The 24,852-nt window shown below is 73.1% G+C and carries 27 protein-coding genes; 21 read left to right on the top strand and 6 right to left on the bottom strand.

Translation table 11 applies throughout. The features are described 5' to 3' along the window. The first annotated feature begins 67 nt into the window (after positions 1-67). Together ACK8OX_RS02670 and wrbA are read left to right on the top strand one after the other, a co-directional pair. Positions 68-1,045, top strand: a complete 978-nt coding sequence (locus ACK8OX_RS02670) for a Bug family tripartite tricarboxylate transporter substrate binding protein (RefSeq protein ID WP_430662374.1) — start codon at positions 68-70, stop codon at positions 1,043-1,045. A gap of 59 nt (positions 1,046-1,104) precedes the next feature. Beyond that, positions 1,105-1,743, top strand: coding sequence for an NAD(P)H:quinone oxidoreductase (gene wrbA, locus ACK8OX_RS02675; protein WP_430662375.1), 639 nt, complete (start codon positions 1,105-1,107; stop codon positions 1,741-1,743). A gap of 12 nt (positions 1,744-1,755) precedes the next feature. On the opposite strand, the gene ACK8OX_RS02680 is transcribed toward wrbA, so the two are convergent. The 3 genes from ACK8OX_RS02680 to ACK8OX_RS02690 are packed head-to-tail and all read right to left on the bottom strand — an operon-like array spanning position 1,756 to position 4,426. Beyond that, complete coding sequence (locus tag ACK8OX_RS02680; RefSeq protein ID WP_430662376.1) at positions 1,756-2,049, bottom strand: hypothetical protein; 294 nt, start codon at positions 2,047-2,049, stop codon at positions 1,756-1,758. Further along, a complete protein-coding gene (gene hemB, locus ACK8OX_RS02685) occupies positions 2,049-3,113 on the bottom strand; it encodes a porphobilinogen synthase (protein WP_430662377.1) in 1,065 nt (354 codons plus the stop codon). The genes ACK8OX_RS02680 and hemB overlap by 1 nt, the downstream gene beginning before the upstream one ends. Further along, on the bottom strand, positions 3,110-4,426 hold the full coding sequence (locus tag ACK8OX_RS02690) for an O-acetylhomoserine aminocarboxypropyltransferase/cysteine synthase family protein (RefSeq protein ID WP_430662378.1): 1,317 nt from the start codon (positions 4,424-4,426) through the stop codon (positions 3,110-3,112). The genes hemB and ACK8OX_RS02690 overlap by 4 nt, the downstream gene beginning before the upstream one ends. Positions 4,427-4,651: 225 nt before the next feature. Between ACK8OX_RS02690 and rpiB the strand changes: the two genes are divergently transcribed. From rpiB to ACK8OX_RS02740, 10 genes are all read left to right on the top strand, one after another. Next, positions 4,652-5,113: a ribose 5-phosphate isomerase B gene (gene rpiB, locus ACK8OX_RS02695; RefSeq protein WP_430662379.1), complete on the top strand. Its 462-nt coding sequence runs from the start codon at positions 4,652-4,654 to the stop codon at positions 5,111-5,113. Beyond that, positions 5,110-6,411, top strand: a complete 1,302-nt coding sequence (gene glyA / locus ACK8OX_RS02700) for a serine hydroxymethyltransferase (RefSeq protein ID WP_430662380.1) — start codon at positions 5,110-5,112, stop codon at positions 6,409-6,411. Before rpiB ends, glyA begins: the two co-directional genes overlap by 4 nt. A gap of 90 nt (positions 6,412-6,501) precedes the next feature. Continuing rightward, positions 6,502-6,954 (top strand): transcriptional regulator NrdR, encoded by a 453-nt coding sequence (gene nrdR / locus ACK8OX_RS02705; protein ID WP_430662381.1) that lies wholly within the window; start codon positions 6,502-6,504, stop codon positions 6,952-6,954. 2 nt (positions 6,955-6,956) lie between these two features. Further along, the gene (ribD, locus tag ACK8OX_RS02710; protein ID WP_430662382.1) at positions 6,957-8,054 is read left to right on the top strand and encodes a bifunctional diaminohydroxyphosphoribosylaminopyrimidine deaminase/5-amino-6-(5-phosphoribosylamino)uracil reductase RibD; all 1,098 of its coding nucleotides are present in this window, start codon (positions 6,957-6,959) and stop codon (positions 8,052-8,054) included. A gap of 3 nt (positions 8,055-8,057) precedes the next feature. Next, entirely contained in the window at positions 8,058-8,669 is a 612-nt protein-coding gene (locus tag ACK8OX_RS02715) for a riboflavin synthase (RefSeq protein ID WP_430662383.1), read from the top strand. Positions 8,670-8,671: 2 nt separating this feature from the next. Then, the gene (gene ribB / locus ACK8OX_RS02720) at positions 8,672-9,790 is read left to right on the top strand and encodes a 3,4-dihydroxy-2-butanone-4-phosphate synthase (protein WP_430662512.1); all 1,119 of its coding nucleotides are present in this window, start codon (positions 8,672-8,674) and stop codon (positions 9,788-9,790) included. Next, the gene (ribH, locus tag ACK8OX_RS02725; RefSeq protein WP_430662384.1) at positions 9,787-10,263 is read left to right on the top strand and encodes a 6,7-dimethyl-8-ribityllumazine synthase; all 477 of its coding nucleotides are present in this window, start codon (positions 9,787-9,789) and stop codon (positions 10,261-10,263) included. Before ribB ends, ribH begins: the two co-directional genes overlap by 4 nt. After that, positions 10,260-10,754, top strand: a complete 495-nt coding sequence (gene nusB / locus ACK8OX_RS02730) for a transcription antitermination factor NusB (protein WP_430662385.1) — start codon at positions 10,260-10,262, stop codon at positions 10,752-10,754. The genes ribH and nusB overlap by 4 nt, the downstream gene beginning before the upstream one ends. Positions 10,755-10,788: 34 nt before the next feature. Next, a complete protein-coding gene (thiL, locus tag ACK8OX_RS02735; RefSeq protein ID WP_430662386.1) occupies positions 10,789-11,748 on the top strand; it encodes a thiamine-phosphate kinase in 960 nt (319 codons plus the stop codon). Next, on the top strand, positions 11,748-12,926 hold the full coding sequence (locus ACK8OX_RS02740; protein ID WP_430662387.1) for an MFS transporter: 1,179 nt from the start codon (positions 11,748-11,750) through the stop codon (positions 12,924-12,926). Before thiL ends, ACK8OX_RS02740 begins: the two co-directional genes overlap by 1 nt. Before the next feature lie 22 nt (positions 12,927-12,948). Here ACK8OX_RS02740 and ACK8OX_RS02745 read toward each other — a convergent pair whose 3' ends face one another. Further along, complete coding sequence (locus ACK8OX_RS02745) at positions 12,949-13,506, bottom strand: outer membrane protein assembly factor BamE (protein WP_430662388.1); 558 nt, start codon at positions 13,504-13,506, stop codon at positions 12,949-12,951. A 94-nt stretch (positions 13,507-13,600) separates the two neighbouring features. Here ACK8OX_RS02745 and ACK8OX_RS02750 point away from each other — a divergent pair, with 94 nt between their 5' ends. From ACK8OX_RS02750 to ACK8OX_RS02770, 5 genes are all read left to right on the top strand, one after another. Then, positions 13,601-14,140, top strand: coding sequence for a ubiquinol-cytochrome C chaperone family protein (locus tag ACK8OX_RS02750; RefSeq protein WP_430662389.1), 540 nt, complete (start codon positions 13,601-13,603; stop codon positions 14,138-14,140). Then, positions 14,137-14,637, top strand: a complete 501-nt coding sequence (locus tag ACK8OX_RS02755) for a YceD family protein (RefSeq protein WP_430662390.1) — start codon at positions 14,137-14,139, stop codon at positions 14,635-14,637. Before ACK8OX_RS02750 ends, ACK8OX_RS02755 begins: the two co-directional genes overlap by 4 nt. A gap of 114 nt (positions 14,638-14,751) precedes the next feature. After that, positions 14,752-14,952, top strand: a complete 201-nt coding sequence (gene rpmF, locus ACK8OX_RS02760) for a 50S ribosomal protein L32 (protein ID WP_430662391.1) — start codon at positions 14,752-14,754, stop codon at positions 14,950-14,952. Between the two features lie 55 nt (positions 14,953-15,007). Further along, positions 15,008-16,075 (top strand): phosphate acyltransferase PlsX, encoded by a 1,068-nt coding sequence (gene plsX / locus ACK8OX_RS02765; protein WP_430662392.1) that lies wholly within the window; start codon positions 15,008-15,010, stop codon positions 16,073-16,075. Between the two features lie 23 nt (positions 16,076-16,098). Then, on the top strand, positions 16,099-17,142 hold the full coding sequence (locus ACK8OX_RS02770; protein ID WP_430662393.1) for a beta-ketoacyl-ACP synthase III: 1,044 nt from the start codon (positions 16,099-16,101) through the stop codon (positions 17,140-17,142). A 10-nt stretch (positions 17,143-17,152) separates the two neighbouring features. Here ACK8OX_RS02770 and ACK8OX_RS02775 read toward each other — a convergent pair whose 3' ends face one another. Together ACK8OX_RS02775 and ACK8OX_RS02780 are read right to left on the bottom strand one after the other, a co-directional pair. After that, complete coding sequence (locus tag ACK8OX_RS02775; protein WP_430662394.1) at positions 17,153-18,658, bottom strand: YifB family Mg chelatase-like AAA ATPase; 1,506 nt, start codon at positions 18,656-18,658, stop codon at positions 17,153-17,155. Between the two features lie 47 nt (positions 18,659-18,705). Then, entirely contained in the window at positions 18,706-19,737 is a 1,032-nt protein-coding gene (locus tag ACK8OX_RS02780) for a histone deacetylase family protein (protein ID WP_430662395.1), read from the bottom strand. A gap of 87 nt (positions 19,738-19,824) precedes the next feature. On the opposite strand from ACK8OX_RS02780, the gene ACK8OX_RS02785 reads away from it, so the two are divergent. The 4 genes from ACK8OX_RS02785 to ACK8OX_RS02800 are packed head-to-tail and all read left to right on the top strand — an operon-like array spanning position 19,825 to position 24,844. After that, positions 19,825-21,414, top strand: a complete 1,590-nt coding sequence (locus ACK8OX_RS02785) for an ABC transporter substrate-binding protein (protein WP_430662396.1) — start codon at positions 19,825-19,827, stop codon at positions 21,412-21,414. A gap of 3 nt (positions 21,415-21,417) precedes the next feature. After that, entirely contained in the window at positions 21,418-22,404 is a 987-nt protein-coding gene (locus tag ACK8OX_RS02790) for an ABC transporter permease (protein ID WP_430662397.1), read from the top strand. Further along, a complete protein-coding gene (locus tag ACK8OX_RS02795; protein WP_430662398.1) occupies positions 22,401-23,246 on the top strand; it encodes an ABC transporter permease in 846 nt (281 codons plus the stop codon). The genes ACK8OX_RS02790 and ACK8OX_RS02795 overlap by 4 nt, the downstream gene beginning before the upstream one ends. Then, a complete protein-coding gene (locus ACK8OX_RS02800) occupies positions 23,243-24,844 on the top strand; it encodes an ABC transporter ATP-binding protein (protein WP_430662399.1) in 1,602 nt (533 codons plus the stop codon). Before ACK8OX_RS02795 ends, ACK8OX_RS02800 begins: the two co-directional genes overlap by 4 nt. Positions 24,845-24,852: the final 8 nt, after the last annotated feature.

Below are 24,852 nucleotides of genomic sequence, written 5' to 3' on the forward strand. Positions count from 1 at the left end.
GCACCCTGCCGGGCAGAAGCGCCGCGCGGGTCACGACGCGGCGCGCCGAGGAGGAATGCCGGCCGCCATGATCACCCGCCGCACCCTTGCCCTGGCCGCCGCCGCGCTCGGCGCCCCGGCCCTGGCCCGCGCCCAGGCCTGGCAGCCCGCCGGCCCCATCCGCATCGTCGTGCCCTTCCCGGCCGGCGGCACCACCGACATCCTCGCCAGGCTCTACGCCCAGCGCCTGACGGAGACGATGGGCGTGTCCGTCGTGGTCGAGAACCGGGGCGGCGCGGGCGGGTCGATCGGGGCGGATGTGGTCGCGAAGGCGCCGGCCGACGGGCAGGTGCTGCTGTTCCACAACCTCACCTTCTCCACCACCACCGCCGCGCTGGAATTCGTCGGCCGCGCGCCGCATTCGATCGAGCGCGACTTCGCGCCGATCAGCCTTGGCGCCAACGTGCCGATGATGCTGCTGGTGGGGGCGCAGGTGCCGGCGCGGGACCTGCGCGAGCTGGTGGCCTGGGCCAAGGCGCAGAACCCGCCCGCCTTCTACGGCTCCACCGGCCCGGGCAGCACCATCAACCTGATCGGGGAGGTGCTGAAGCGCGACGGCGGCTTCCAGATGGAGCACGTCCCCTTCCGCGGCGCCGCGCCGCTGGTGCAGGACATGCTGGCCGGGCGCATCGCCTTCGGCGGCGACCAGCTTTCCTCCTCCCTCCCGCATATCCGCGCCGGCGCGCTGCGCCCGGTCGCGACGCTGGCCGCGCAGCGGGCGCGCGCCCTGCCGGATGTGCCGACCGTGCGGGAGCAGGGGTTCCCGAATGCGGAACTGCTGGGCTGGAACGGCTTCTTCGCCCCTGCCCGCACGCCGGAGCCGGTGCTGGCACGCCTGCATGACGAGATCGCGGCCGCGGCTCGCCACCCGCCGCTGGCCGCGCGCATCGTCGAACTGGGCGCCGAGCCGGGCGGCAACAGCGCGGCGGAATTTGGCGCCTCCGTCCACGCCCAGGTCGCCGCGGTGCGGCCGCTGGTGCGGGAGCTGCGGATGCAGGTGGAGTAGGGCAGGGAACTCCCCCGGCGCGGCGCGTTCTCCGGCGGAACAGCCCCGCCGGAGATCAGATGCCCCGCATCCTCGTGCTCTACCACTCGACCTACGGCCATATCGAGCGCATGGCGGAAGCCGTGGCGGAAGGCGCGCGCGGCGTCCCGGGCGCCGATGTCGTGATCAAGCGCGTGCCGGAACTGGTGCCGGAGGAGGTGGCCCGCCGGTCGGGCTACCGCATGGACCAGCCCGCCCCGATCGCCACCGTGGCCGAGCTGCCGGAGTACGACGCCATCATCGTCGGCGTCGGCACGCGCTACGGGCGGATGGCGTCGCAGATGGCGAACTTCCTCGACCAGACCGGTGGGCTCTGGGCCAGGGGCGCGCTGGAAGGGAAGGTGGGGGCCGCCTTCTCCTCAACCGCGACCCAGCATGGCGGGCAGGAGACGACGCCGATCTCGGTCCTGGTGAACCTGCTGCACTACGGCATGGTGGTGGTCGGCGTGCCCTATTCCGAGGCGAAGCTGATGACCATGGAGGAGATCACCGGCGGCACGCCCTATGGCGCGACCACCATCACCAAGGGCGACGGGTCGCGGATGCCAAGCGCGAACGAGCTGGACATCGCGCGCACCCAGGGCCGCGTGGTGGCGGAGACGGCGGCGGCGCTGAAGCTCGGGCGCCAGGCGGTGACCAGCAACGAGGGGCCGCTTTAGGCGCGCCTCGCCTCACGCCCCGCCGAGGGCGCGCGCGACCGGGGCGGGCGGTGCCGCCCGTTCCAGCCGCAGCAGGCCGAGCCGCAGCCGCAGCCCCTGCCATCGGCCGAGCGCGCCGGGTGGTGGCGGGGGCAGGGCGGGCAGCCTCGCGGCCTCCACGGGCGGAAGCGCCGCAAGCCGCGCCCGCCGCGCCCCGTGCAGCCGCCACCAGGCGAGGATCCGTCCCTCCCCCTCCGGCGCATGCCGGAAGACGAGGGCGGCCTCCACCTCGGCGCGCTGCGCCCTGATCTTCCCGACCTCGTCCATCAATGGTGCCGGCGCAGGACCTCCGCCGCCTCGACCGCGAAATAGGTCAGCACGCCATCGGCGCCGGCGCGCTTGAAGCCGAGCAGGCTTTCCATCATCGCCTTCTCCCGGTCCAGCCAGCCGTTGCGGACGGCCGCCATGATCATCGCGTATTCGCCGCTGACCTGGTACGCGAAGGTCGGCACGCCGAAGCGGTCCTTCACGCGGCGCACGATGTCGAGATAGGGCATCCCCGGCTTCACCATCACCATGTCGGCCCCTTCCGCGAGGTCGAGGGCGACTTCCCGCATCGCCTCGTCGGAATTGGCGGGGTCCATCTGGTAGGTCTTCTTGTCGCCCTTCAGCGCGCCGCCCGATCCCACGGCATCGCGGAACGGGCCGTAGAAGGCCGATGCGTATTTGGCGGCGTAGCTCATGATGCGCGTGTGGATCAGCCCGCGCGCGTCGAGCGCCGCGCGGATAGCGCCGACGCGGCCATCCATCATGTCGGACGGCGCGATCACGTCGATGCCCGCCTCCGCCTGGATCGCCGCCTGCACCGTCAGCACCTCGAGCGATTCGTCGTTGGCCACGTAGAGCCCGCCCGGCCCCTCGCGCAGCACGCCGTCCTGCCCATGGTCGGTGTAGGGGTCGAGCGCGACGTCGCCGACCAGGCCGAGATGCGGGTATTCGTGCTTCAGCAGCCGCGCGGCGCGGCACATCAGGTTGTCGGGGTTCTTCGCCTCCGTCCCCTCCGCGTCCTTCTTCGCGGCCGGGGTGGCGGGGAACAGCGCGACGGCGGGGATGCCCGCCGCCACCGCCGGCGCGACGTGATGCGCGAGCCGGTCGAGCGTGACGCGCCGCACGCCGGGCATCGAGGCGACCTCGGTCTCCGTCTCCGTCCCCTCGATGACGAAGACAGGCCAGATCAGGTCGTCGACGGACAGCCGGTTCTCCGCCACCAGGCGGCGGGTGAAGGCGTCCACCCGGTTCCGGCGGGGCCGGATCGCCGGGAAGGCGCCCTGCTGCGCGGGGGCGGGCACCGCGCTGGCATGCAGCGCGGCGCGGGGGGGTTCCGCCGTCATTCGGCGGCGGCCTTCATCCCGCCCCCGGCGGCAGCCAGCGCCTGGTCGAGGTCGGCGATGATGTCGTCGATGTGCTCGATCCCGATCGACAGCCGCACATAGCCGGGCGTGACGCCGGACGCCGCCTGTTCCTCGGCGCTGAGCTGGCTGTGCGTGGTCGTCGCGGGGTGGATCGCCAGGCTGCGCGCGTCGCCGATGTTGGCGACGTGGTAGAACATCCGCAGCGCCTCGATGAAGCGCCGCCCGGCTTCCGCGCCCGCCTTCAGCTCGAAGCCGATCAGGCTGCCGTAGCCGCCCTTCAGCGTGGCATCCGCGCGGCGCTTGGCTTCCCCGGTCTGCAGGCTGGGATGGATTACCTTCGCCACCGCGGGGTGTCCGGCCAGGTGGGCGGCCACCTTGATGGCGTTGGCGCAGTGCCGCTCCATCCGCAGCGGCAGCGTCTCCAGCCCCTGGAGGGTGAGGAAGGCGTTCATCGGCGCCATCGGCGCGCCGAGGTCGCGCAGCAGGCAGGTGCGCATGCGGATGATGTAGGCGACGGGGCCGAGCGGCTTCACCGCCTGCGTCCAGACCGCGCCGTGGTAGCTGGGGTCGGGCTTGTTCAGCGTGGGGAAGCGCTCCGCATGGGCTTCCCAGTCGAAGTTGCCGCCATCCACCACCACGCCGCCGATGCTGGTGCCGTGGCCGCCGATCCACTTCGTGGTCGAATGCATCACCACCGCCGCGCCGAGCGCGAGGGGACGGCACAGGATGGGCGCCGCCGTGTTGTCCATGATCAGCGGCACGCCGAGCTTGCGGCCGAGCGCGGCCACTTCCGCGACCGGGAAGACCTGGAGCTTCGGGTTCGGCAGGGTTTCCGCGTACCAGCAGCGGGTGCGGGCATCGGTGGCGCGGACGAAGGCCTGCGGATCGGCGGGGTCCACGAAGCGGACCTCGATCCCGAAGCCCTTCAGCGTGTTCGCGAACAGGTTCCAGGTGCCGCCGTAGAGATCGGTGGCGGAGACGATGTTGTCCCCGGCCTCGCACAGGTTCATCACCGTGAAGGTGGTCGCCGCCTGGCCCGAGCCCAGCGCCAGCGCGGCGACGCCGCCTTCCAGCGCGGCGACGCGCTTCTCCAGCACGTCCACCGTCGGGTTCATGATGCGGGTGTAGATGTTCCCCATCTCCTGCAGCGCGAAGAGCCGCGCGGCATGGCCGGTGTCCTGGAACTGGAAGGAGGTGGTCTGGTGGATCGGCACCGCGACCGAGCCCGTGGTGGGATCCGCCCGCCAGCCGGCATGGAGTGCGATGGTCTCGGGGTTCGTGCTGTCCGCCATGGGGGGTCCCTCCGGGTCTGGCCGGGGGGAGTCGTCGCATATCCCGCCCCGCCGGGCCAAGGGGCGCGAGGTTCCTGCCGCCGCCCGCCCGCGCCGCGAAAAGGCTTGGCCCGCGCGACCCGGGCGGGAGGCGGGCTTGCCCCGCGCAGCCGTGGCCCCGGCCGGCGACCCCAGGGATTGCGGGCCGGCGTTCCGCCCGGACACAGGAAGTGGTAACCCAGCGCCATGAGACCCGAGGACACCCCCGTCGCGCTCGGCTGCGACCATGCCGGCCCGGCCCTGAAGCAGGCCCTGCGCGAGGCGCTGGAGGCCGCCGGCCACCCCACGCTCGACATGGGCACCCATGGGCCGGAAAGCGTGGACTACCCCGATTTCGCGAATGCCGTCTGCGCCGCGGTGCTGGACGGGCGGGCGCGCTTCGGCGTGCTGGTCTGCGGCACGGGCATAGGCATCTCCATCGCCGCCAACCGCCACCCCGGCATCCGCTGCGCCCTGGTGCATGACGCGACCGGCGCGCGGCTGACGCGGGAGCACAACGACGCCAACGTGCTCGCGCTCGGCGCCCGGATGACGGGGGTGGAGGTCGCGCTCGACGCGCTCCGCGCCTTCCTCGCCACCCCCTTCGGCGGCGGCCGCCACGAACGCCGCGTCCGCAAGCTGACCCCGGACTGGAGCCCCCGCCCATGAACGAGACCACGCCCGCCGTCACCCCGGCGCGCTTCTTCTCGGCCGGCCTGGCCGAGAGCGACCCGGAACTCGCCGCCGCCATCGGCCTGGAGCTCGGCCGGCAGCAGGACGGGATCGAGCTGATCGCGAGCGAGAACATCGTCTCCCGCGCGGTGCTCGAAGCGCAGGGCAGCGTGCTGACGAACAAGTATGCGGAAGGCTATTCGGGCCGCCGCTACTACGGCGGCTGCGAATTCGTGGACATCGCCGAGAACCTGGCGGTGGCGCGCGCGACGAAGCTGTTCGGCTGCGGCTTCGCCAATGTCCAGCCGCACAGCGGCGCGCAGGCGAACCAGGCGGTCTTCCTCGCCCTCCTCCAGCCGGGCGACGCCTTCATGGGCCTCGACCTCGCGGCGGGCGGGCACCTGACGCACGGGGCCCCCGCCAACCTGTCGGGCAAGTGGTTCCGGCCCGTGCCCTACACGGTGCGGCGCGAGGACCAGCGCATCGACATGGCGGAGGTGCGGCGCATCGCGCTGGAGAACCGGCCGAAGCTCATCATCGCCGGCGGGTCGGCCTATGCCCGCGAATGGGACTTCGCCGGCTTCCGCGCCATCGCGGACGAGGTGGGGGCGCTGTTCATGGTGGACATGGCGCATTTCGCAGGCCTCGTCGCGGGCGGCGCCCATGCCTCGCCCTTCCCGCACGCGCATGTGGCGACGACGACCACCCACAAGACGCTGCGCGGCCCGCGCGGCGGCATGATCCTGACGGATGACGAGGCGCTGGCGAAGAAGTTCAACAGCGCCGTCTTCCCGGGCCTCCAGGGCGGGCCGCTGATGCATGTGATCGCCGCCAAGGCGGTGGCTTTCGGGGAGGCGCTGAAGCCCGAGTTCCGCGCCTATTCGCGCCAGGTGGTGGCGAATGCCCGCGCCCTGGCCGAGGAGGTGAAGGCCCAGGGCCTCGACCTCGTCACCGGCGGCACCGACAACCACCTGGTGCTGGTGGACCTGCGGCCGAAGCGCCTGACCGGCAAGGCGGCGGAAGGCGCGCTGAACCGCGCGCACCTGACCTGCAACAAGAACGCCATCCCCTTCGACCCCGAGAAGCCGATGGTGACCTCCGGCGTCCGCCTCGGCAGCCCCGCCGCCACCACGCGCGGCTTCGGCGAAGCGGAGTTCCGCGAGGTGGGCCGCATGATCGGGGAAGTGCTGGAAGGCCTTGCCCGCGCCAACGCCGCGGACGGCAACGGCGCGGTCGAGACCGCGGTGAAGGCCCGCGTGCTGGACCTGTGCCGGCGCTTCCCGATCTACGCGTGAGCCGCGGGGGCTCGGCGCGGGCGGGGCAGCACGCCGCCGCACGGCCGCCTGCCCCGCCGCGCCGCGCCCGGCACCCGAGGGCCTAGACACATGCGCTGCCCCTTCTGCGGGAACGACGACACCCAGGTGAAGGACAGCCGCCCGGCCGAGGACGGCGCCTCCATCCGGCGGCGGCGGTCCTGCCCGGCCTGCGGCAACCGCTTCACCACCTTCGAGCGCGTGCAGCTGCGCGAGCTGATCGTGCTGAAGACCGACGGCCGCCGCGTACCCTTCGACCGGGATAAGCTGGCGCGGTCCGTCCGCGTCGCGCTGCGCAAGCGGCCCTTCGACGAGGAGCGGATCGAGCGCATCGTGAACGGCATCCAGCGCCGGCTGGAGGTGGAGGCCGACAGCGAGGTCACCAGCCGCCGCATCGGCGAGGTGGTGATGGAGACGCTGCGCGACGTGGACGAGGTGGCCTATGTCCGCTTCGCCAGCGTCTACCGGAATTTCCGCGAGGCGAAGGACTTCCGGGCCTTCCTGGGACAGATCGAAGGTTCCTGACCTTGGACGACGCCGCCCAGATGCGCACCGCCCTGGCGCTGGCCCGGCGGGGCCTCGGCAACACATGGCCGAACCCGTCGGTGGGCTGCGTCATCGTGCGCGACGGCCGGGTGGTGGGCCGCGGCTGGACCCAGCCCGGCGGTCGCCCCCATGCCGAGACCGAGGCGCTGCGCCGCGCGGGCGAAGCCGCGCGCGGCGCCACCGCCTATGTGACTCTGGAGCCCTGTTCCCATTTCGGCCGCACGCCGCCCTGCTGCAACGCCCTGATCGCGGCCGGCGTCGCCCGCGTGGTGGTGGCGATGCGCGACCCCGACCCCCGTGTGGACGGCCGCGGCTTCGCCCGTCTGCGAGAGGCCGGGATCGCGGTCGAGGAGGGGCTGCTGGAAGCCGAGGCGCGGGCGCTCAATGCCGGCTTCGCCCGCCGCATCCGCGAAGGGCTGCCCCTCGTCACCCTCAAGCTCGCCACCACCCTCGACGGCCGGATCGCGACCGCGACGGGGGAAAGCCGCTGGATCACCGGTCCCGCCGCCCGGCGGGAGGCGCATGCGATGCGCGCGCGCCACGACGCCATCCTGGTCGGCAGCGGCACGGTGCTGGCCGACGACCCGGACCTGACCTGCCGGCTGGCGGGCGCGGCCCTGACCCCCGCCCTGCGGGTAATCGCCGATGCCCGGCTCCGCACGCCGCCCGGCGCAAGGCTGGTCCGCACCGCGCGGGACCACCCGACGCTTCTCGCCACCGTCCCCGGCCATCCCCCCGCCGCCCTCGCTCCCTATCAGGATGCGGGGGTGGAGGTGGCGAAGGTGGCGCGGGGGGATGAGGGGCTGCAGCTTCGCCCCCTTCTTTCCGCCCTTGCCCAGCGCGGCGTGACACGGGTGCTGGCCGAGGGCGGCGCCGGGATCGCGGCCGCCCTGCTGCGGGAGGGGCTGGTCGATCGCCTCGCCTGGTTCCATGCCCCCGCCGTGATGGGCGGCGATGGCATGCCTGCCGCCTATCCCCTGCCGGTTGAGGTGCTGGCCACCATGCCCAAGTTCCGCCGTGTCGCGGCCCGCCCGCTCGGGGACGACTGGCTCACCGAATTCGAACCCGCGAGGGAATGAGAGATGTTCACCGGCATCGTCACCGACCTCGGCACCGTGCGGGAGGTCCAGCCCATCGGGGGCGGGCACGACCTGCGGCTGGTGATCGGCACCTCGCCCGCCTTCCTCGCAGCGCCGGTGCCGGTCGCGCTCGGCGCCTCCATCGCCTGTTCGGGGGTGTGCCTGACGGCGGTGCAGCTCGGCGGCGACTGGTTCGCGGTCGATGCCTCGGCCGAGACGCTGTCGAAGACGACGCTGGGCGGCTGGCGGGCCGGCACGCGGGTGAACCTGGAGCGCAGCCTGCGGATGGGCGACGAGCTGGGCGGGCACCTGGTGGCCGGCCATGTGGACGGCACGGGGGAGGTGCTGTCCGCCACGGCGGAGAACGGGTCCGTCCGTTGGCGCTTCCGCGCGCCCGCGGCGCTGGCGCCCTTCATTGCCACCAAGGGGTCGATCGCGATCGACGGCGTGTCGCTGACGGTGAACGAGGTTGACCGCGAGGTCTTCGGGGTCAACATCATCCCCCACACCGCCACGGTGACGACCTTCGGCACGCTGCAGCCCGGCGCGCGGGTGAATCTCGAGATCGACATGCTGGCCCGCTACGTCGCGCGGCAGAGGGAATTCGGCGCATGACCATGCAGACCGTGAAGACCGGCTTCGCCGAGTTCATCTCGCCGACCGAGGAGCTGATCGAGGAAGCCCGCCGCGGCCGCATGTTCATCCTGGTGGACGACGAGGACCGGGAGAACGAGGGCGACCTGGTGATCCCCGCCCAGTTCGCGACGCCCGACGCCATCAACTTCATGGCGAAGCATGCTCGTGGCCTGATCTGCCTGGCGATGGCGCGGCACCGGGTGGAGCAGCTCGGCCTGCCGCTGATGGCGCAGTCGAACGGCACCCGCCACGCCACCGCCTTCACCGTCTCGATCGAGGCGCGGGACGGCGTCACCACCGGCATCTCCGCCGCCGACCGCGCCCGCACGGTAGCCGTCGCCATCAACCCGGAGCTGGGGCGGGAGCACATCGTCACGCCCGGCCATGTCTTCCCCCTCGTCGCGCGCGACGGCGGCACGCTCGTCCGCGCCGGCCACACCGAGGCGGCGGTGGACCTCGCGCGCCTTGCCGGGCTGAACCCGGCGGGGGTGATCTGCGAGATCATGAACGATGACGGGTCGATGGCGCGGATGCCGGACCTGGTCGCCTTCGCCCAGCACCACGGCCTGAAGCTCGGCACCATCGCGGACCTGATCGGGCACCGGCGCCGGACGGAACGGCTGGTGAAGCGGGTCGAGGAAGGGATGGTGGAGGGGGTGGGCGGCAACTGGCGCGCCATCACCTATGCCTCCTCGCTGGATGGCGGGGAACACCTGGCGCTGGTGAAGGGGGACCTCACCGGGCGCGGCCCGACGCTGGTGCGGATGCACGCCGCCTCCATGCTGCACGACATGGTGGGCGGCCGCGCCCAGCATGGGCTGCACAACGCCATGCGCGCCATCGCGGCGGAAGGGCGCGGCGCGGTGGTGCTGCTGCGCGACTGGCGGATGGACGGCCTGTCGCAGCAGATCCGCGCCGGCCGCGAACGGCGCGGCACCGCGCCCGAGATCCGCGATTACGGCATCGGCGCCCAGATCCTGGCCGATCTGGGCTTGCGCGAGATCATCCGTCTGTCGGACAACCCGCGCCCCGTGGTGGGTCTCGAAGGCTATGGCCTGACCGTGGTCGAGACCCGGCCGATCCCGAAGGACATGACGTGAGTACGAAAGATTCCCCCGAGCGCGCGGCCCCCCGGCTCGACGGGCCGCCGCCCCGCGTGCTGGTCATCCAGGCGCCCTACTATGCCGAGGTCGTCGGCGGCATGCTGGCCGGCGCGCGCCGCGTGCTGGCGGCGACCGGCGCCGAGCTGGAGGTCGCCGAGGTCGCCGGCGCCTATGAACTGCCGGCGGCGCTGCGCATGGCGCTGCGCCGCGGCGGCTGGGACGGCTTCCTGCTGCTGGGCTGCGTGGTCCGGGGCGAGACCGACCACTACGACTTCATCTGCGACGCCGTCTGCCAGGGCGTCATGGCCATCTCCGCCGAGACCGGCGCCGCGCTCGGCTTCGGGCTGCTGACCGTGGACCGGCTGGAGCAGGCGGTGGCGCGGTCCCGCGACGACCGGATGAACAAGGGCGCGGAAGCGGCCCATGCGCTGGTGGCGCAGGTCGGGCTGGCGCGGCGGTGGGCGGCATGAGCGGCCGCGCCCCGATGCAGAAGGGCCGCCCCCGCACCGGCGCGCGGCTCGCCGCCGTGCAGGCCCTGTTCCAGTCCGAACAGGCCGGCGAGAACCCGGAAGCGGTGATCGAGCAGTTCGTGCGCCACCGCCTCGGCCCGAACGACGCGGAGGAAGGCGTGGCCGAGGGCCGCGTGCCCGATGCCGATGCGAAGCTGTTCGCCCGCATCGTCCGCACCACGGCCAAGCGGATCGAGGAGATCGACGCGACGCTGGCGGGCGCGCTGGCGAAGGACTGGCCGCTTGAGAAGCTCGACCCCGTGCTGCGCGCCCTGCTGCGCGCGGCGGCGAGCGAGCTTTCGGTACCGGGCGAGCCCCCGGCGAAGGTGGTCATCAACGAATACCTCGACATCGCCCATGGCTTCTTCCTGGGCGACGAGCCGCGTTTCGCGAACGGCGTGCTGGATTCGCTGGCCCGGAGCCTGCGGGCGGAGGAGTTCGCGAAGCCGTGACGAAGGCCGGGGGGATGGCCGGCGCCCGCGCCGCATGACGCTGCCCCCCGAATTCGCCCTCATCGCCCGCCACTTCCTGCCGCTGGCCGGGCAGGGGGCGCTCGACCTCTCGGACGATGCCGCGCTGCTGGACCCGCCCGCGGGCCGGCAGCTCGTGCTCGCGGCGGATGCGATGGTGGCGGGGGTGCATTTCCTGCCCGACGACCCGCCCGGGACGATCGGGCGCAAGCTGCTGCGGGTGAACCTGTCCGACCTCGCGGCGATGGGCGCGGCGCCGCTCGGCTACCTGATGACCTGCGCCTTCCCGCGCGGCACCGACGATGCCTGGATCGCCGCCTTCGCCGCCGGCCTCGCCGAGGACCAGCGGGAGTTCGGGCTGTCCGTGCTCGGCGGCGACACCGTCTCCACCACCGGGCCGGCGAGCTTCTCGCTCACCATCCTCGGCACCGTCGCGCCCGGCGCGGCGCTCCGGCGCCGGGGGGCGCGGCCGGGGGACGAGGTCTGGGTGTCCGGGACCATCGGCGACGGCGCGCTCGGCCTGCTCGCGCTCACCGGGCGGCTGGCGGAGGACGCGCATCTCGCCCGCCGCTACCGCCTGCCGGAGCCGCGGCTGGCGCTCGGTGCCGCCCTTGCCGGCATCGCCCATGCGGCGATGGATGTCTCGGACGGGCTGGCGCAGGATCTCGGCCACCTGGCGCGGGCGGGGGGCTGCGGCGCGTTGCTGGAGGCGGCATCCGTGCCGCTCTCCGCGCCGGCGCGCGCGGCGCTGGCGGCGGATGCGGCGCTGCTGGCGCGCATCCTGTCAGGCGGCGACGATTATGAATTGCTGTTCGCGGCGGCGCCGGCCGATGCGCCCCGCATCCTGGACGCCGCGCGGCGGGCCGGGGTGGCGGCCACGCGGATCGGCCGCTTCGTGCCCGGCGAGGGCGTGACGATACTCGACGAGGCAGGCGCGCCGCTGGCGCTGCCGCAGGGCGGATGGAGCCACTTCTGATGCAGAGCGTCGCCGAGCGGCGGATGAAGGTCGATGTCTGGCTGCTGTTCTTCTGTCAGGCGCTGATGAATGCCTCGGTGGTGGGGCAGGTCGCGATGGGGGCGCTGGTCGGCTACAGCCTGGCGGCCGACAAGTCGCTGGCGACCATGCCGATGGGGGTCCAGATGGCGGCCACCATGGCGGCCTCCATCCCGGCCGGCATCATCTTCGCGCGACTCGGCCGGCGAACGGGCTTCCTGCTGGGCGCCGCCGCCTCCACGCTCGGCAGCCTGGTCTTCGCGGCGGGCATCTGGCAGCACGACTTCTGGCTGTACCTCGCGGGCGCGGTGCCGGCGGGGCTCGGCTTCGGCATCGCCCAGCACTACCGCTTCGCGGCGGCCGAGGTGGCGGCCCCCGCCTACCGCCCGCGCGCCATCGCGCTGGTGATGACGGGGGGCATCCTGTCTGCCATCTTCGGGCCGGAACTGGTGAAGCACAGCAAGGACCTGGCACCGCCCTTCCTGTTCCTCGGCACCTACCTGATCCTGGCGACGCTGCCGGTGGCCTGCGCCGTGCTGCTGGCCCTGGTGCGGCTGCCGCCAGCGCCGCCGCGGCAGGCGAGCCCGACGCCGGTGATGGAGATCGTCCGCCGCCCGGCCTTCCTGACGGCCGCCATCACCGGGGCCATCGCCTACGGCACGATGAACCTCGTGATGACCTCCACCCCGCTCGAGATGATGGCCTGCGGCTTCGCCGTGACCGCGAGCGCCACCGTCATCCAGGCGCATGCGGTATCGATGTTCGCGCCAGGCTTCGTCACCGGGCGCCTGATCGCACGGTTCGGGGTGCGCAACATCATCGCCGCCGGCGCGGCGCTGAACGCGGCATGCGTTGCGGTGGCGCTGACGGGGGAGGCGTTCTGGAACTTCACCCTCGCGCTCGTCCTGCTCGGCGTCGGGTGGAACTTCATGTTCGTCGGCGCGACGACCCTGCTGTCGGAAGCGCATGCGCCGGAGGAGAGGGTGCGGGCGCAGACCGCGAACGACTTCATCGTCTTCGGGACGGTGGCCTGCACCGCGCTGGGGTCTGGCGCCGTCCATGCCGGCTTCGGCTGGAATGCGCTGAACCTGCTGCTGCTGCCCGCGCTGCTGGTCGCGATGGCGCTGACCCTGCGGCGCCCGGCGGCGCGGGCGGCCTGACCGGCCGGCCCCGCCCCGGCGCTCAGCGCGTGCCGGAGGGGCTCGGCGCGCCGGGGCCGCCCTGCTGCCCGGCGCCGAGGCCTGGGCCGAGGCGGCCGATATTGCCGAACAGCTGCTGCAGCAGGGTCCGTTCCGTGCCCGGCGACGCGGTCTCGCGCTGGACGAAGCGGACCTGCTGCCCGGCCTCGGGGCCGAGGCGCCGCACCTCCGTCACCGTCCCGCGGGCGTCGAAGCGGATGGCCACCACCTGCTGGTCGTCGATCGCGAGCGCGCGGCCCGGGCGCTGGCGGGTGACGGCGCTGATGTAGTACCAGCTGTCCTCGTCGAAGGTGCCCGTCGCGGTCGGGGAACCAAGGAGGGAGGCGACGTCGCTGCGCGAGGAGACGCCGACCGTGACCTGCGCCAGGTCCTCGGCGTCCACCGCATGGCCGCGCATCACGCGCGGGCTGTCGAACAGGTCCGTGCCGGGAAGGGACGGCATCGTCGGCAGCCACGAACAGGCGCCGAGCGCCAGCAGCGACGCGGCCAGGGCGGCCCCGCGCAGGGGCGATACGTTGACCGGGTGGCGGGGGCGCTCCATGTGGGCTGAGTGCCATTGCCTCGCCCCGCGGTCAACGGGAGGGCGGGGCAGGCGGGCGGCCATCGGGCCGCCGCATCGACCAGGGAGCACAGGGATGGGCCTGCTCGGCCTCTTCAGCCGCAAGCCGCATGAGCGGGCGGGCTTTTCGCTCTATGCCGCAGCGGTGGCCGCCGCGCGGGACCCCGGACTGTTCGGCACCTTCGGCGTGCCCGACACGCTCGACGGCCGCTTCGACCTCGTCTCGCTGCATGCGGCGCTGCTGATCCGCCGGGTCCGGCGCGATCCGGATCCGCGGGGCAAGGACCTCGCCCAGGCCGTCTTCGATGCGATGTTCGCCGACATGGACGTCAACCTGCGGGAGATGGGGGTGGGCGACTTGGCGGTGGGCAAGCGGGTGAAGCGGATGTGGGAAGCCTTCCACGGCCGCGCCGCCGCCTATGAGGCCGCGCTCGATTCGGGCGATGCCGCGGCGCTGGCCGAGGCGCTGGCGCGCAATGTCTGGCGGGGCGAGGCGCCGGGCGCCGCCGCCGCCGGGCTGGCCGCGCATGCCATCGCCGCCGATGCCGTCCTCGCGGCCCAGCCCTTCTCGGCCCTTGTCGAGGGGCGCGTGCGCTTCGCCGGGGGCGCCGCGTGACCCGCCCGGAATTCTCCCGCCCGCACCGGCTGGGCCCGGAACGCCGGCACATCGTGCTGGAGGCGACGGCCGGGGAATGCAGCGCGCTTGCGGCGCGGTTCGGCATCCTCGGCGTCGGCGCGCTGCGCGCGGAACTCGACCTGCTGCCCGAATCGAGCGGCGTGGTCCGCGTGCAGGGACGGCTGCGCGCTGCCGTCGAGCAGGCCTGCGTGGCCACGCTGGAGCCGGTGGCGCAGGAGGTGGACGTGCCCCTCGCGCTCCGCATCCTGCCCGACGGCACGCCCCCGACGGACGACGACCCCGACAGCCCCGACGAGATCGAGAGCGAGGGCGGGGTCGTGGACCTCGGCGAGGCGGTGGCGGAACAGCTTGCCCTCGCGCTCGATCCCTATCCGCGCGCCCCGGGCGCCGAGATCGAGTTGCCGGATGACCCGCTGGACGCCCCGGCGGCGAAGCCCAACCCCTTCGCCGCGCTGGCCAGGCTGAAGCGCGGCTGAACCGCGCGCCGGGAATGACACTTCCGCGGCGCGATGCTTGCGCCCCCTTGGGGGCGGTGGTAATGCCCGCGGCTCCTTCGATCCTGAGACTGTTCACGAGAAAGGCTCGGCACCATGGCCGTTCCGAAGAAGAAGGTTTCGCCGTCCCGCCGCGGGATGCGCCGGAGCCATGAGGCGCTGAAGCCGTCCGCGCATCTCGAATGCTCGAACTGCGGCGAGCTGAAGCGGCCGCACCATATCTGCTCGCATTGCGGGCACTATGACGGGCGCGAGGTGATGGCCGCGGACAAGGCCCGGGGCGTCGTCCGCGTCTGATCCCGCCGATCCCCCTGGGGGACATGCACGCCATGCCGTGGCTGCGGGGTTGACGATGCCGGCACCTTCGCGGCCCGCGGAAGCGGGCCCGTTCTCGCTGGCGATCGATGCGATGGGCGGCGACCATGCGCCGGAGTCCGTCCTCGACGGCCTGGAGCTTGCCGCCGAGCGCCATCCGCATGCGCGCTTCCTGCTGGTGGGCGACGAGGCGCGTCTCGGCGCGCTGCTCGCGCTGCGGCCGCGCGCGGCCAAGGTGTGCAGCCTGCGCCACGCGCCGGAGGCGATCGCGGGCGACATGAAGCCGACGGCGGCGCTGCGCGTCCGCGGGTCGTCCATGCGCGTCGCCATCGATGCGGTGGCCAGCCGGGAAGCGGCGGGCGTCGTCTCGGCCGGTAACACCGGCGCGCTGATGGCGCTGGCCAAGATCGTCGTGAAGACCCTGCCCGAGATCGACCGGCCGGCGCTGGCCGCCATCGGTCCCTCGGCGCGCGGCGACGTGGTGATGCTCGACCTCGGCGCCAATGTGCAGTGCGACGCGCGCAACCTGGTGGAGTTCGCCGTGATGGGCGACGCCTTCGCCCGCGCCGTGCTCGGCCTGACCAACCCGACGCTCGGCCTGCTGAACGTGGGGTCGGAGGAGCTGAAGGGCGACGAGCGCGTGCGGCTCGCGGCGGAGACGCTGCGGGATTCGCATATCGGCGCGAATTTCCGCGGCTTCGTCGAAGGCCACGACATCGCGGCGGGCACGGTGGACGTGATCGTCACCGACGGCTTCACCGGCAATGTCGCGCTGAAAACCGGGGAAGGCGCGCTGAAGCTGATGCGCGACCTGCTGCGCCAGGTCTTCACCAGCTCCATCCCCGCGCGCGTCGGCTACCTGCTGGCGCGCCCCGCGCTGGACCGGCTGCGGGAATGGATGGATCCCCGCCGCTACAACGGCGCGGTGCTGATCGGGCTGAACGGCGTGGTGGTGAAGAGCCATGGCGGCACGGATGCGCTGGGCTTCGCCCATGCCGTCGACGTCGCGATGGACATGGTGACCCACCGCTTCAACGACACGATCCGCGACGGGCTGGCGAAGCTGTCCGAGACGCCGCCCCGGCTCGCCGCCGGCGCGCGCTAGGCATTCCTGTGGAGACCCGCGCGATGCGCGCGACAGATCCCCGCGCGTCCGGCGCGACCTCGTCCCCCCTCCTCGGCGCGGCCCGCCCGCCGGCGCTCCGCGCCGTCATCGCCGGCACCGGCGGTTATCTTCCCGAACGTTCGCTGACGAATGACGAGCTGGCCGCGTGGAAGGGGCTCGAGACCTCCGACGCCTGGATCGTGGAGCGCACCGGCATCCGCCGCCGCCACATCGCGGCGGAGGGAGAGACGGCATCCGACATGGCGGCGAAGGCCGCGCTCGCGGCCCTCGCCCAGGCCGGCGCGGAGGTGGGGGAGGTGGATGCCGTCATCGTCGCGACCGCCACCCCGGACAGCGCCTTCCCCTCGACCGCCGCGCGCGTGCAGGGCAGGCTCGGCATCGGGAAGGGCTTCGCCTTCGACCTTGCGGCGGCCTGCACGGGCTTCGTCTATGCCCTCGGCGTCGCCGATGCGCTGATCCGCAGCGGCCAGGCGCGCGGCGCGCTGGTGATCGGGACCGAGATCTATTCGCGCATCCTGGACTGGACCGACCGCGGCACCTGCGTGCTGTTCGGCGACGGCGCGGGCGCGGTGTTCCTGCGCGCCGTGCCGGAGGCCGAGGCTGGCGGCCGCGGGCTGCTGTCCACCCATCTGCACGCCGATGGCCGCTTCGGCGACATCCTGAACGTCGATGGCGGCGCTGGGTCCACCGGCGGGACGGGCGTGGTCCGGATGGCGGGACGCGAGGTGTTCCGCCATGCGGTCGCCAAGCTCTCCTCCGCCGTGGACGAGGCGCTGGCCGCCAACGGGCTCGGCCATGACGACGTGGCCTGGCTGGTGCCGCACCAGGCGAACATCCGCATCATCGAGGCCATGGGCAAGAAGCTCGGCCTCGGGCTCGACCGCGTGGTGGTCACGGTGGACCGGCACGCCAACACCTCCGCCGCGTCGATCCCGCTCGCGCTCGCGGAAGCCGCGCGCGACGGGCGGATCAAGCCTGGCGACCTGGTGCTGATGGAAGCCATCGGTGGCGGGCTGACCTGGGGCGCGGCGCTGGCGCGCTTCTGAACCTCGCCGGTCAGCCGCGGCCGGGCAGCCGGTGGCGGAAGGCCAGCGCCTCCGCGACATGCGTGCGGGCGACGTGCGCGGCGCCGGCCAGGTCCGCGATGCTGCGCGCCACCCGCAGCGCCCGCACCTGGCCGCGGGTGGACAGGCGCAGCCGGCCTGCCGCCGTCTCCAGCAGCGCCACCGCGTCCGGCGCGACGCCGGGCTGAAGCTCGGCCCACTCCGCTTCCGCGTTGCAGCGGGCACCGCCGCGGGCCCGGCAGCGGTCCCGCGCGGCGGCGACACGCGCCGCGACGGCCGCCGTCGGCTCTCCGGCCGGGGCGCGGGCCAGTTCCGTGGCGGCGATGGGCTGCACCTCGATCGTCAGGTCCATGCGGTCCAGCAGCGGCCCCGACAGCCGCATCTGGTAGTCCTGGCCGCAGCCCGGCGCGCGCGCGCATTCACGCGCCGGATCGCCGAGATGGCCGCAGCGGCACGGATTCATCGCGGCCACGCACTGGAAGCGCGCGGGGTAGGTGACATGCGCGTTCGCGCGGCTGATCGTGGTGCGCCCGGTCTCCATCGGCTGGCGCAGCGCCTCCAGCGCGGGGCGGGGGAATTCCGGCCATTCGTCGAGGAACAGCACGCCGAGATGGGCGAGGCTGATCTCCCCCGGCCGCGCGCGCAGCCCGCCGCCGACGAGCGCGGCGACGGAAGCCGAATGGTGCGGCTCGCGGAAGGGCGGGCGGCGCAGCAGCCGGCCGTCGGTCAGCATCCCGGCGACGGAGTGGACCAGGCTGACCTCCAGCGCCTCGGCCGGGGTCAGGTCGGGCAGCAGGCCGGGCATCCGCGCCGCCAGCATGGACTTGCCCGCACCGGGCGGGCCCATCATCAGCAGGTTGTGGCCGCCGGCGGCCGCGATCTCCAGCGCGCGCTTGGCGGATTCCTGGCCGCGCACCTCCGCCATGTCGCCGCCGCGCCAGGGTTCGGGCTCCAGCGCCGGCACGCCCGGCGCCTCCAGCAACTGGGTGCCGCGGAAATGGTTGATGAGGGAGGGCAGGTCGGGCGGGGCCAGGACCTGCACCTGTCCGGCCCAGGCCGCCTCCGGCCCCTGCCGCGCCGGGCAGACCAGGCCGAGTTCCCGCGCGCCGGCCGCGATGGCGGCGGGCAGCACGCCGGCCACCGGGGCCAGCGTGCCGTCCAGCGCCAATTCACCGAGCGCGGCGAAATCCGCCAGCTCGTCGCGCGGCAGCACATCCATCGCGGCAAGCACGCCGAGCGCGATGGGAAGGTCGAAATGGCTGCCCTCCTTCGTCAGGTCGGCGGGGGCGAGGTTGATGATGACCCGCTTCGGCGGCAGCGACAGGCCGATGGCAGTCAGCGCGGCGCGCACCCTCTCGCGCGATTCGCCCACCGCCTTGTCCGGCAGGCCGACGACGAGGAAGGCCGGCAGGCCCGGCGCGATCTGGACCTGCACCTCCACCGGCACGGCCTCGATCCCGGCGAAGGCGAAGGTCTGGACGCGGGCGATGGCGGACACGGGCCGAGCCTTGTCCGTTCCTGGCGTGAAAGCAACCCCGGGTTGATTCAGTCGCCCCAGCCATCGAGGAAGCGGGCCAGCAGCGTCCCCAGCAGGTCGACGTTGTAGCCGCCTTCCTGGATGATGGCCGTGGGCAGCTTCGCCGCGGCGATGGCCGCGCCGGCGCGGGCGAATCCGTCCTCCGTCACGTTCAGCGCGGCCAGCGGCTCGTCCTTCGAGGCGTCGAAGCCGAGCGAGAGGACGAGCGCATCCGCGCCGTATTCGCGGATCTCCGCCAGGCCGATGGCGATCGAATCGAGCCAGCCGGCATCGCCGGTGCCGAAGGGCAGGGGCAGGTTCAGGTTGCAGCCGCCGCCCGCGCCCGCCCCCGTTTCCCCGCCGCGGCCCACATACCAGGGGTAGTAGCGGTCCGGGTCGGCATGGACGCTGATGGTCATCACGTCGCCGCGTTCCCAGAAGATGCCCTGGGTGCCGTTGCCGTGGTGGCTGTCGATGTCGAGCACGGCGACACGCGCGGCGCCCGCCCGCCGCAGCGCCTCCGCCGCGATGGCGGCGTTGTTCAGGTAGCAATGCCCTCCGGCCCGCGCCGCATAGGCGTGGTGGCCGGGCGGGCGGCAGAGCGCATAGGCGCTGCGCCCGGCCGCGGCCTCCCCGGCGGCGGCCAGTGCGCAGGCGGCGGCGCCGAGGGCTGCCTGCCAGGTGCCGGGGCCGATCGGGCAGGCGGTGTCGGCGGTGAACTGGCCGAGCTGCGCGACCGGGTGCGAGCCCGCGAAGCCGCCCTGCGCCAGCATCTCCGGCGCGGGATGGATGTTCGCCACCATCTCCGCCCCCGCATCGGGCAGCGCCGCCCATTGCGCCGGCGCGTCGCGCAGGAAGTCGAGGAAGGCCGCCGAATGCACCGCCTCCAGCGCGGCCCGCGGAGCCGGCGCCGGGCGCTGCGGCGCGATCCCCGCCCGCGCGAGGCCGGCGGCGAGCGAGGCGGCGCGGGCCGGCACCTCGTAGTTCGGATGCAGGCGGCCGCGCATCAGGAAGAAGCGCGGGCTGTGCAATTCCTGGGCAGGGTCGGAGAAGGCCTTCATGCGGGGACGTTAGTGGCGCCCGCGCGGCCTTGTCCATGCGCCCCGGCGCGGTCTAGCGTCCCGCATCCGCCTGGGAGGCTGAGACCGATGCGCGTCACCCGCCGTGGCCTGATGGCCGCCACCGCCGCCGCACCCGTGCTGATGCGCGTCGGGGACGCGCTGGCGCAGGGGATCCAGCCGCGCCGCGGCGGCACGCTGACCACCATCCTGCAGCCGGAACCGCCGGTGCTGCAGATCGGCGTGAACAACCAGGGCCCGACGCTGATCGCGGCGCCGAAGATGTTCCAGGGACTGCTGCGCTTCAGCCAGACGCTGGAGCCGCAGCCCGAGCTGGCGCGGAGCTGGACGGTCAGCCAGGACGGGCGCGAATACGTCTTCCGCCTGCAGGAGAATGTGCGCTTCCACGACGGAAGGCCGATGACGGCGGACGACGTCATCTTCTCCGTCATGAAGTTCCACATGGAGGTGTCGCCCCGCGCGCGCGGCATCTTCCAGCTGATCGAGACGGCGGAGGCGCCGGACCCGCACACCGTGCGGCTCGTGCTGCGGCGCCCTTTCCAGCCCTTCCTGCTGATGTTCGACGCGACCGCCTGCGCCATCGTCCCGAAGCACCTGTTCGACGGGCAGGACTACCGCACCGCGCCGGCGGTGCAGCGGCCGGTCGGCACCGGGCCCTTCCGCTTCACCGAATGGCAGCGCGGCAACTTCATCCGCATGGACCGCTTCGACGGCTACTGGAAGCCGGGGCAGCCCTATCTCGACGCCATCATCTGGCGCATCGTGCCCGACAGCCAGAGCCGGCGCCTCGCGCTCGAGACGGGGCAGGTGCAGCTGACCACCTCGGGCGATGTCGAGCCCTTCGACGTGCCGCAGCTGCGCCAGCGGCCTAACCTCAACGTGCGGACCGATGGGTGGGAATACTTCGCGCCGCTGGCCTGGATCGAGGTGAACCACCGCGTCGCGCCTCTCGGCGACCCGCGCGTGCGGCGCGCCATCGCGCATGCCATCGACCGCAACTTCATCGCGCAGCGCCTGTGGTTCGGTGTCGGCAAGCCGGCGACCAGCCCCATCGCCTCCGCCACGCGCTTCCACGACCCCTCCGTCGCGCTGCCGGCGCATGACCCGCGGGCCGCGATGCAGCTGCTCGATGCCGCCGGGCTGCGGCCCAACGCGCAGGGCGTGCGCGCCACGATCAAGCACCTGGTGCTGCCCTATGGCGAGGTGTGGGTCAGGCTTGCCGAATACATCCGCCAGTCGCTGCGCCAGGTCGGCATCGCGGTGGAGCTGGAGAGCACGGATGCCGGCGCCTGGGCGCGCCGCGTCGGCAACTGGGAATACGAGACCTCGATCAACTTCCTCTACCAGTTCGGCGACCCGACGCTGGGGGTCGAGCGCACCTATGTCAGCAGCAACATCCAGCGCGTCCTGTTCACCAACACCGGCGGCTATTCCAACCCGCGGGTCGATGCGCTGTTCCAGGCCGCGCGCGAGAGCGGGGTGGAGGCCGAGCGCCGCGCCGCCTTCAGCGAGGTGCAGAAGCTGCTGGCCGAGGAGATGCCGCAGATCTGGCTAATGGAGATGTCCTTCCCCAGCATCCACGACCGGCGGCTGAACAACGTCATCACCAGCGGCACCGGGCCGAATGGCAGCTTCGACGACATGTTCCTGGCGCAGTAGCCGATGGACCCCTCGCGCCTGCCGGGATTCCTGCTGCGGCGGGGGGTGAAGGCGCTGCTGGTCGTGCTTGCGATCGTGGTCTGCAACTTCCTGCTGATCCACGCCGCGCCGGGCGACCCGGCCAGCGTCATCGCCGGGCAGTCCGGCGCGGCGGATGCGCGCTTCATGGAACAGCTGCGCGCGCAGTTCGGGCTTGACCAGCCGCTGCATGTCCAGCTCTGGCTCTACGTGAAGGGCGTGCTGCAGCTGGACCTCGGCTTTTCCCACCGGCAGCAGCAGCCGGTGGCGGGGCTGGTGCTGGAACGGCTGCCGGCGACGCTGCTGCTGACCGGCGCGGCCTTCGCCTTCGCGGTCGTGCTCGGCGTCACGCTCGGCACGCTCGCGGCGCGGCGGGTGGGCAGCTGGGCGGACAGCGTCATCACCGTGCTCGCGCTCACCTTCTACGCCACGCCGCTGTTCTGGGTGGGGCTGATGCTGGTGCTGGTCTTCAGCGTCTGGCTGGAATGGCTGCCGAGCTTCGGGATGATGAGCGTGGGCGCCAACCTGGCGGGCGCGGCCTTCCTGCTCGACATCGGGCGGCACCTGCTGCTGCCGGCGCTGACGCTCGGCCTGTTCTACATGGCCGTCTACGCGCGGCTGACGCGGGCGACGATGCTGGAGGTGGCGGACCAGGACTTCGTGAAGACCGCGCGCGCCAAGGGCGTGCCGGAAGGGCAGGTGGTGCGCCGCCACGTCCTGCGGAACGCGCTGCTGCCGGTCATCACCTTCGCCGGCATCCAAGCGGGGCAGCTGATCGGCGGGTCCATCCTGGTGGAGACGGTCTTCGCATGGCCCGGCATCGGGCGGCTGGCCTTCGAGGCGCTGCTGGCGCGCGACTACCCGGTGCTGATGGGCGTCTTCCTCGCGACCTCGGTGATGGTCGTGCTGTTCAACCTGCTGACCGACCTGCTCTACGCCGTGGTCGATCCGCGCGTGGAGGTCAGCGGTTGAGGGACTTCTGGCGGCGCTTCGCGCGCAACAAGGGCGCGGTGGTCGGCCTCGTCATCCTGGTGCTGGTGCTGGCGCTGGCGGCCGGCGCGCCGCTGCTGTTCCCGGGCAGCCCGTGGGACATGGTGGCGGCCCCCTTCATGCCGCCGGGCGAGATGGGCATGCTGCTCGGCTCCGACAGCCTCGGGCGGGACGTGGCGGCGGGCATCGCCCACGGGGCGCGCGTCTCGCTCCTCGTCGGCGCCGTCTCGACCGTGGCGGCGCTGGCGGTCGGCGTGACGCTCGGCGCCGCGGCGGGCTATCTCGGCGGCGTCGCGGATGACATCGTGATGCGCTTCACCGAGTTCTTCCAGACGATCCCGAGCTTCGTGCTGGCGATCCTGCTCGTCGCGATCTTCACGCCGTCGATCGGCAGCGTGGTCTTCGCCATCGCCGTCGTGTCCTGGCCGCCGGTGGCGCGGGTGGTGCGGGCGGAGTTCCTCTCGCTCCGCTCGCGCGAATTCGTGCAGGCGGCGGAGGTGCTGGGGAAATCGCGGCTCGCCATCGTCGCGGGGGACATCCTGCCGAACGCCCTGTCGCCCATCATCGTGCTGTCGTCGCTGATGATCGCCACCGCCATCCTGCTGGAGAGCGCCTTGTCCTTCCTCGGCCTCGGCGACCCGAACCTGATGACCTGGGGCTTCCTGATCGGGTCGGGGCGTAGCGTCATCCGCCTCGCCTGGTGGATGAGCGTCTTCCCGGGCGTCGCCATCTTCCTGACCGTGCTGGCGCTGAACCTGGTGGGGGAGGGGCTGTCGGACGCGCTGAACCCGCGGCTTGCGCGGCAGCGCGGGGGCGTGCGGTGAGCCTCCTCCGGGTCGAGGGGCTGACCGTCGCGCTACCGCCGGGCGGCGACCGGGCGCATGCGGTGGAGGACATCACGCTGCATGTGGATGCGGGGGAGATCCTCTGCGTCGTCGGCGAATCGGGGTCGGGCAAGTCGATCACCGCCAATGCGGTGATGGGGCTGCTGCCGAAGGCGCTGCCCCGCCGCGGCGGGCGCATCACCTTCGACGGCACGAACCTGACGGCGCAGTCGGCCGAACAGCTTCGCCAGCTGCGCGGCAGCCGCATGGCGATGATCTTCCAGGAACCGATGACCGCGCTGAACCCGCTGATGCGGGTGGGCGACCAGATCGCCGAGGCGCTGGCGGTTCACGGCGAAGGGCGCCGCGCGAAGGACCGCGTGCCCGAACTGCTGGCCGCGGTGAACCTGCCCGACCCCGCGGCCATCGCCCGCGCGCATCCCTTCCGGCTGTCTGGCGGGCAGCGGCAGCGGGTGATGATCGCCATGGCGCTGGCGCTGGAGCCGCGGCTGCTGATTGCCGACGAGCCGACCACCGCTCTCGACGTCACCACGCAGATGCAGATCCTGCGCCTGATCCGGGACATCCAGTCGCGCCGCGGGACGGGCGTGATGTTCATCACCCATGACTTCGGCGTGGTGGCGGAAGTGGCGGACCGCGTGGCGGTGATGCAGCACGGCCGCATCGTGGAACAGGGCGCGGCGGAGGAGGTGCTGAACCGCCCGCGCCATCCCTACACGCGCGGGCTGATCGCCGCCGTGCCCCATGGCGCGCCCGGCCCGCGCGCCGCCGTCACCGGCGCGACGGTGCTGGAGGCGAAGGGCGTCGCCAAGACCTACCGGCGCGGCGGCTGGTTCGGCGCGAAGGCGCTGGTGCGCGCCGTCCACGACGCCGACTTCACGCTCCGCCGCGGCGAGACGCTCGGCCTCGTCGGCGAATCGGGCAGCGGCAAGTCCACGCTCGCGCGCTGCGTCGTGAAGCTGGTGGAGCCGGAGACGGGCGAGATCCGCTTCCATGGCGACGACCTGCGCCCGCTGTCGCGCAGCGCCTGGAAGCCGTATCGCAAGCGCATCCAGATGGTCTTCCAGGACCCCTTCGCCTCGCTCAACCCGCGCCGGCGCGTGGGCGACATCATCGCGGAAGGCCCGGTCACCCACGGCACCCCGCGCGCGGCCGCACTGGCCCGTGCCGCGGAGCTGCTGCGCCTGGTGCAGCTCGACCCCGGCGCGATGGACCGCTACCCGCACGAGTTCAGCGGCGGCCAGCGCCAGCGCATCGGCATCGCCCGCGCGCTGGCGATGGAGCCCGAGCTGCTGATCGCGGACGAGCCGGTCAGCGCGCTCGACGTTTCCGTCCAGGCGCAGGTGCTGGACCTGCTGGCGGAGATCCGCGCGCGGCTCGGCCTCACGATGCTGTTCATCACGCATGACCTGCGCGTCGCGGCGCAGGTCTGCGACCGCATCGCCGTGATGCAGCGCGGCGCCATCGTGGAGCAGGGACCGACCGGGGAGGTCTTCGCCCGCCCGCGCCACGCCTACACGCAGCAGCTGCTCGACAGCATCCCCGGCCGGGGCTGGACCCCGCCCGTCTTCACGTGAGCACCCCC

It is taken from the genome of Falsiroseomonas sp. CW058, assembly GCF_050563535.1.
Taxonomy (GTDB): domain Bacteria; phylum Pseudomonadota; class Alphaproteobacteria; order Acetobacterales; family Acetobacteraceae; genus Falsiroseomonas.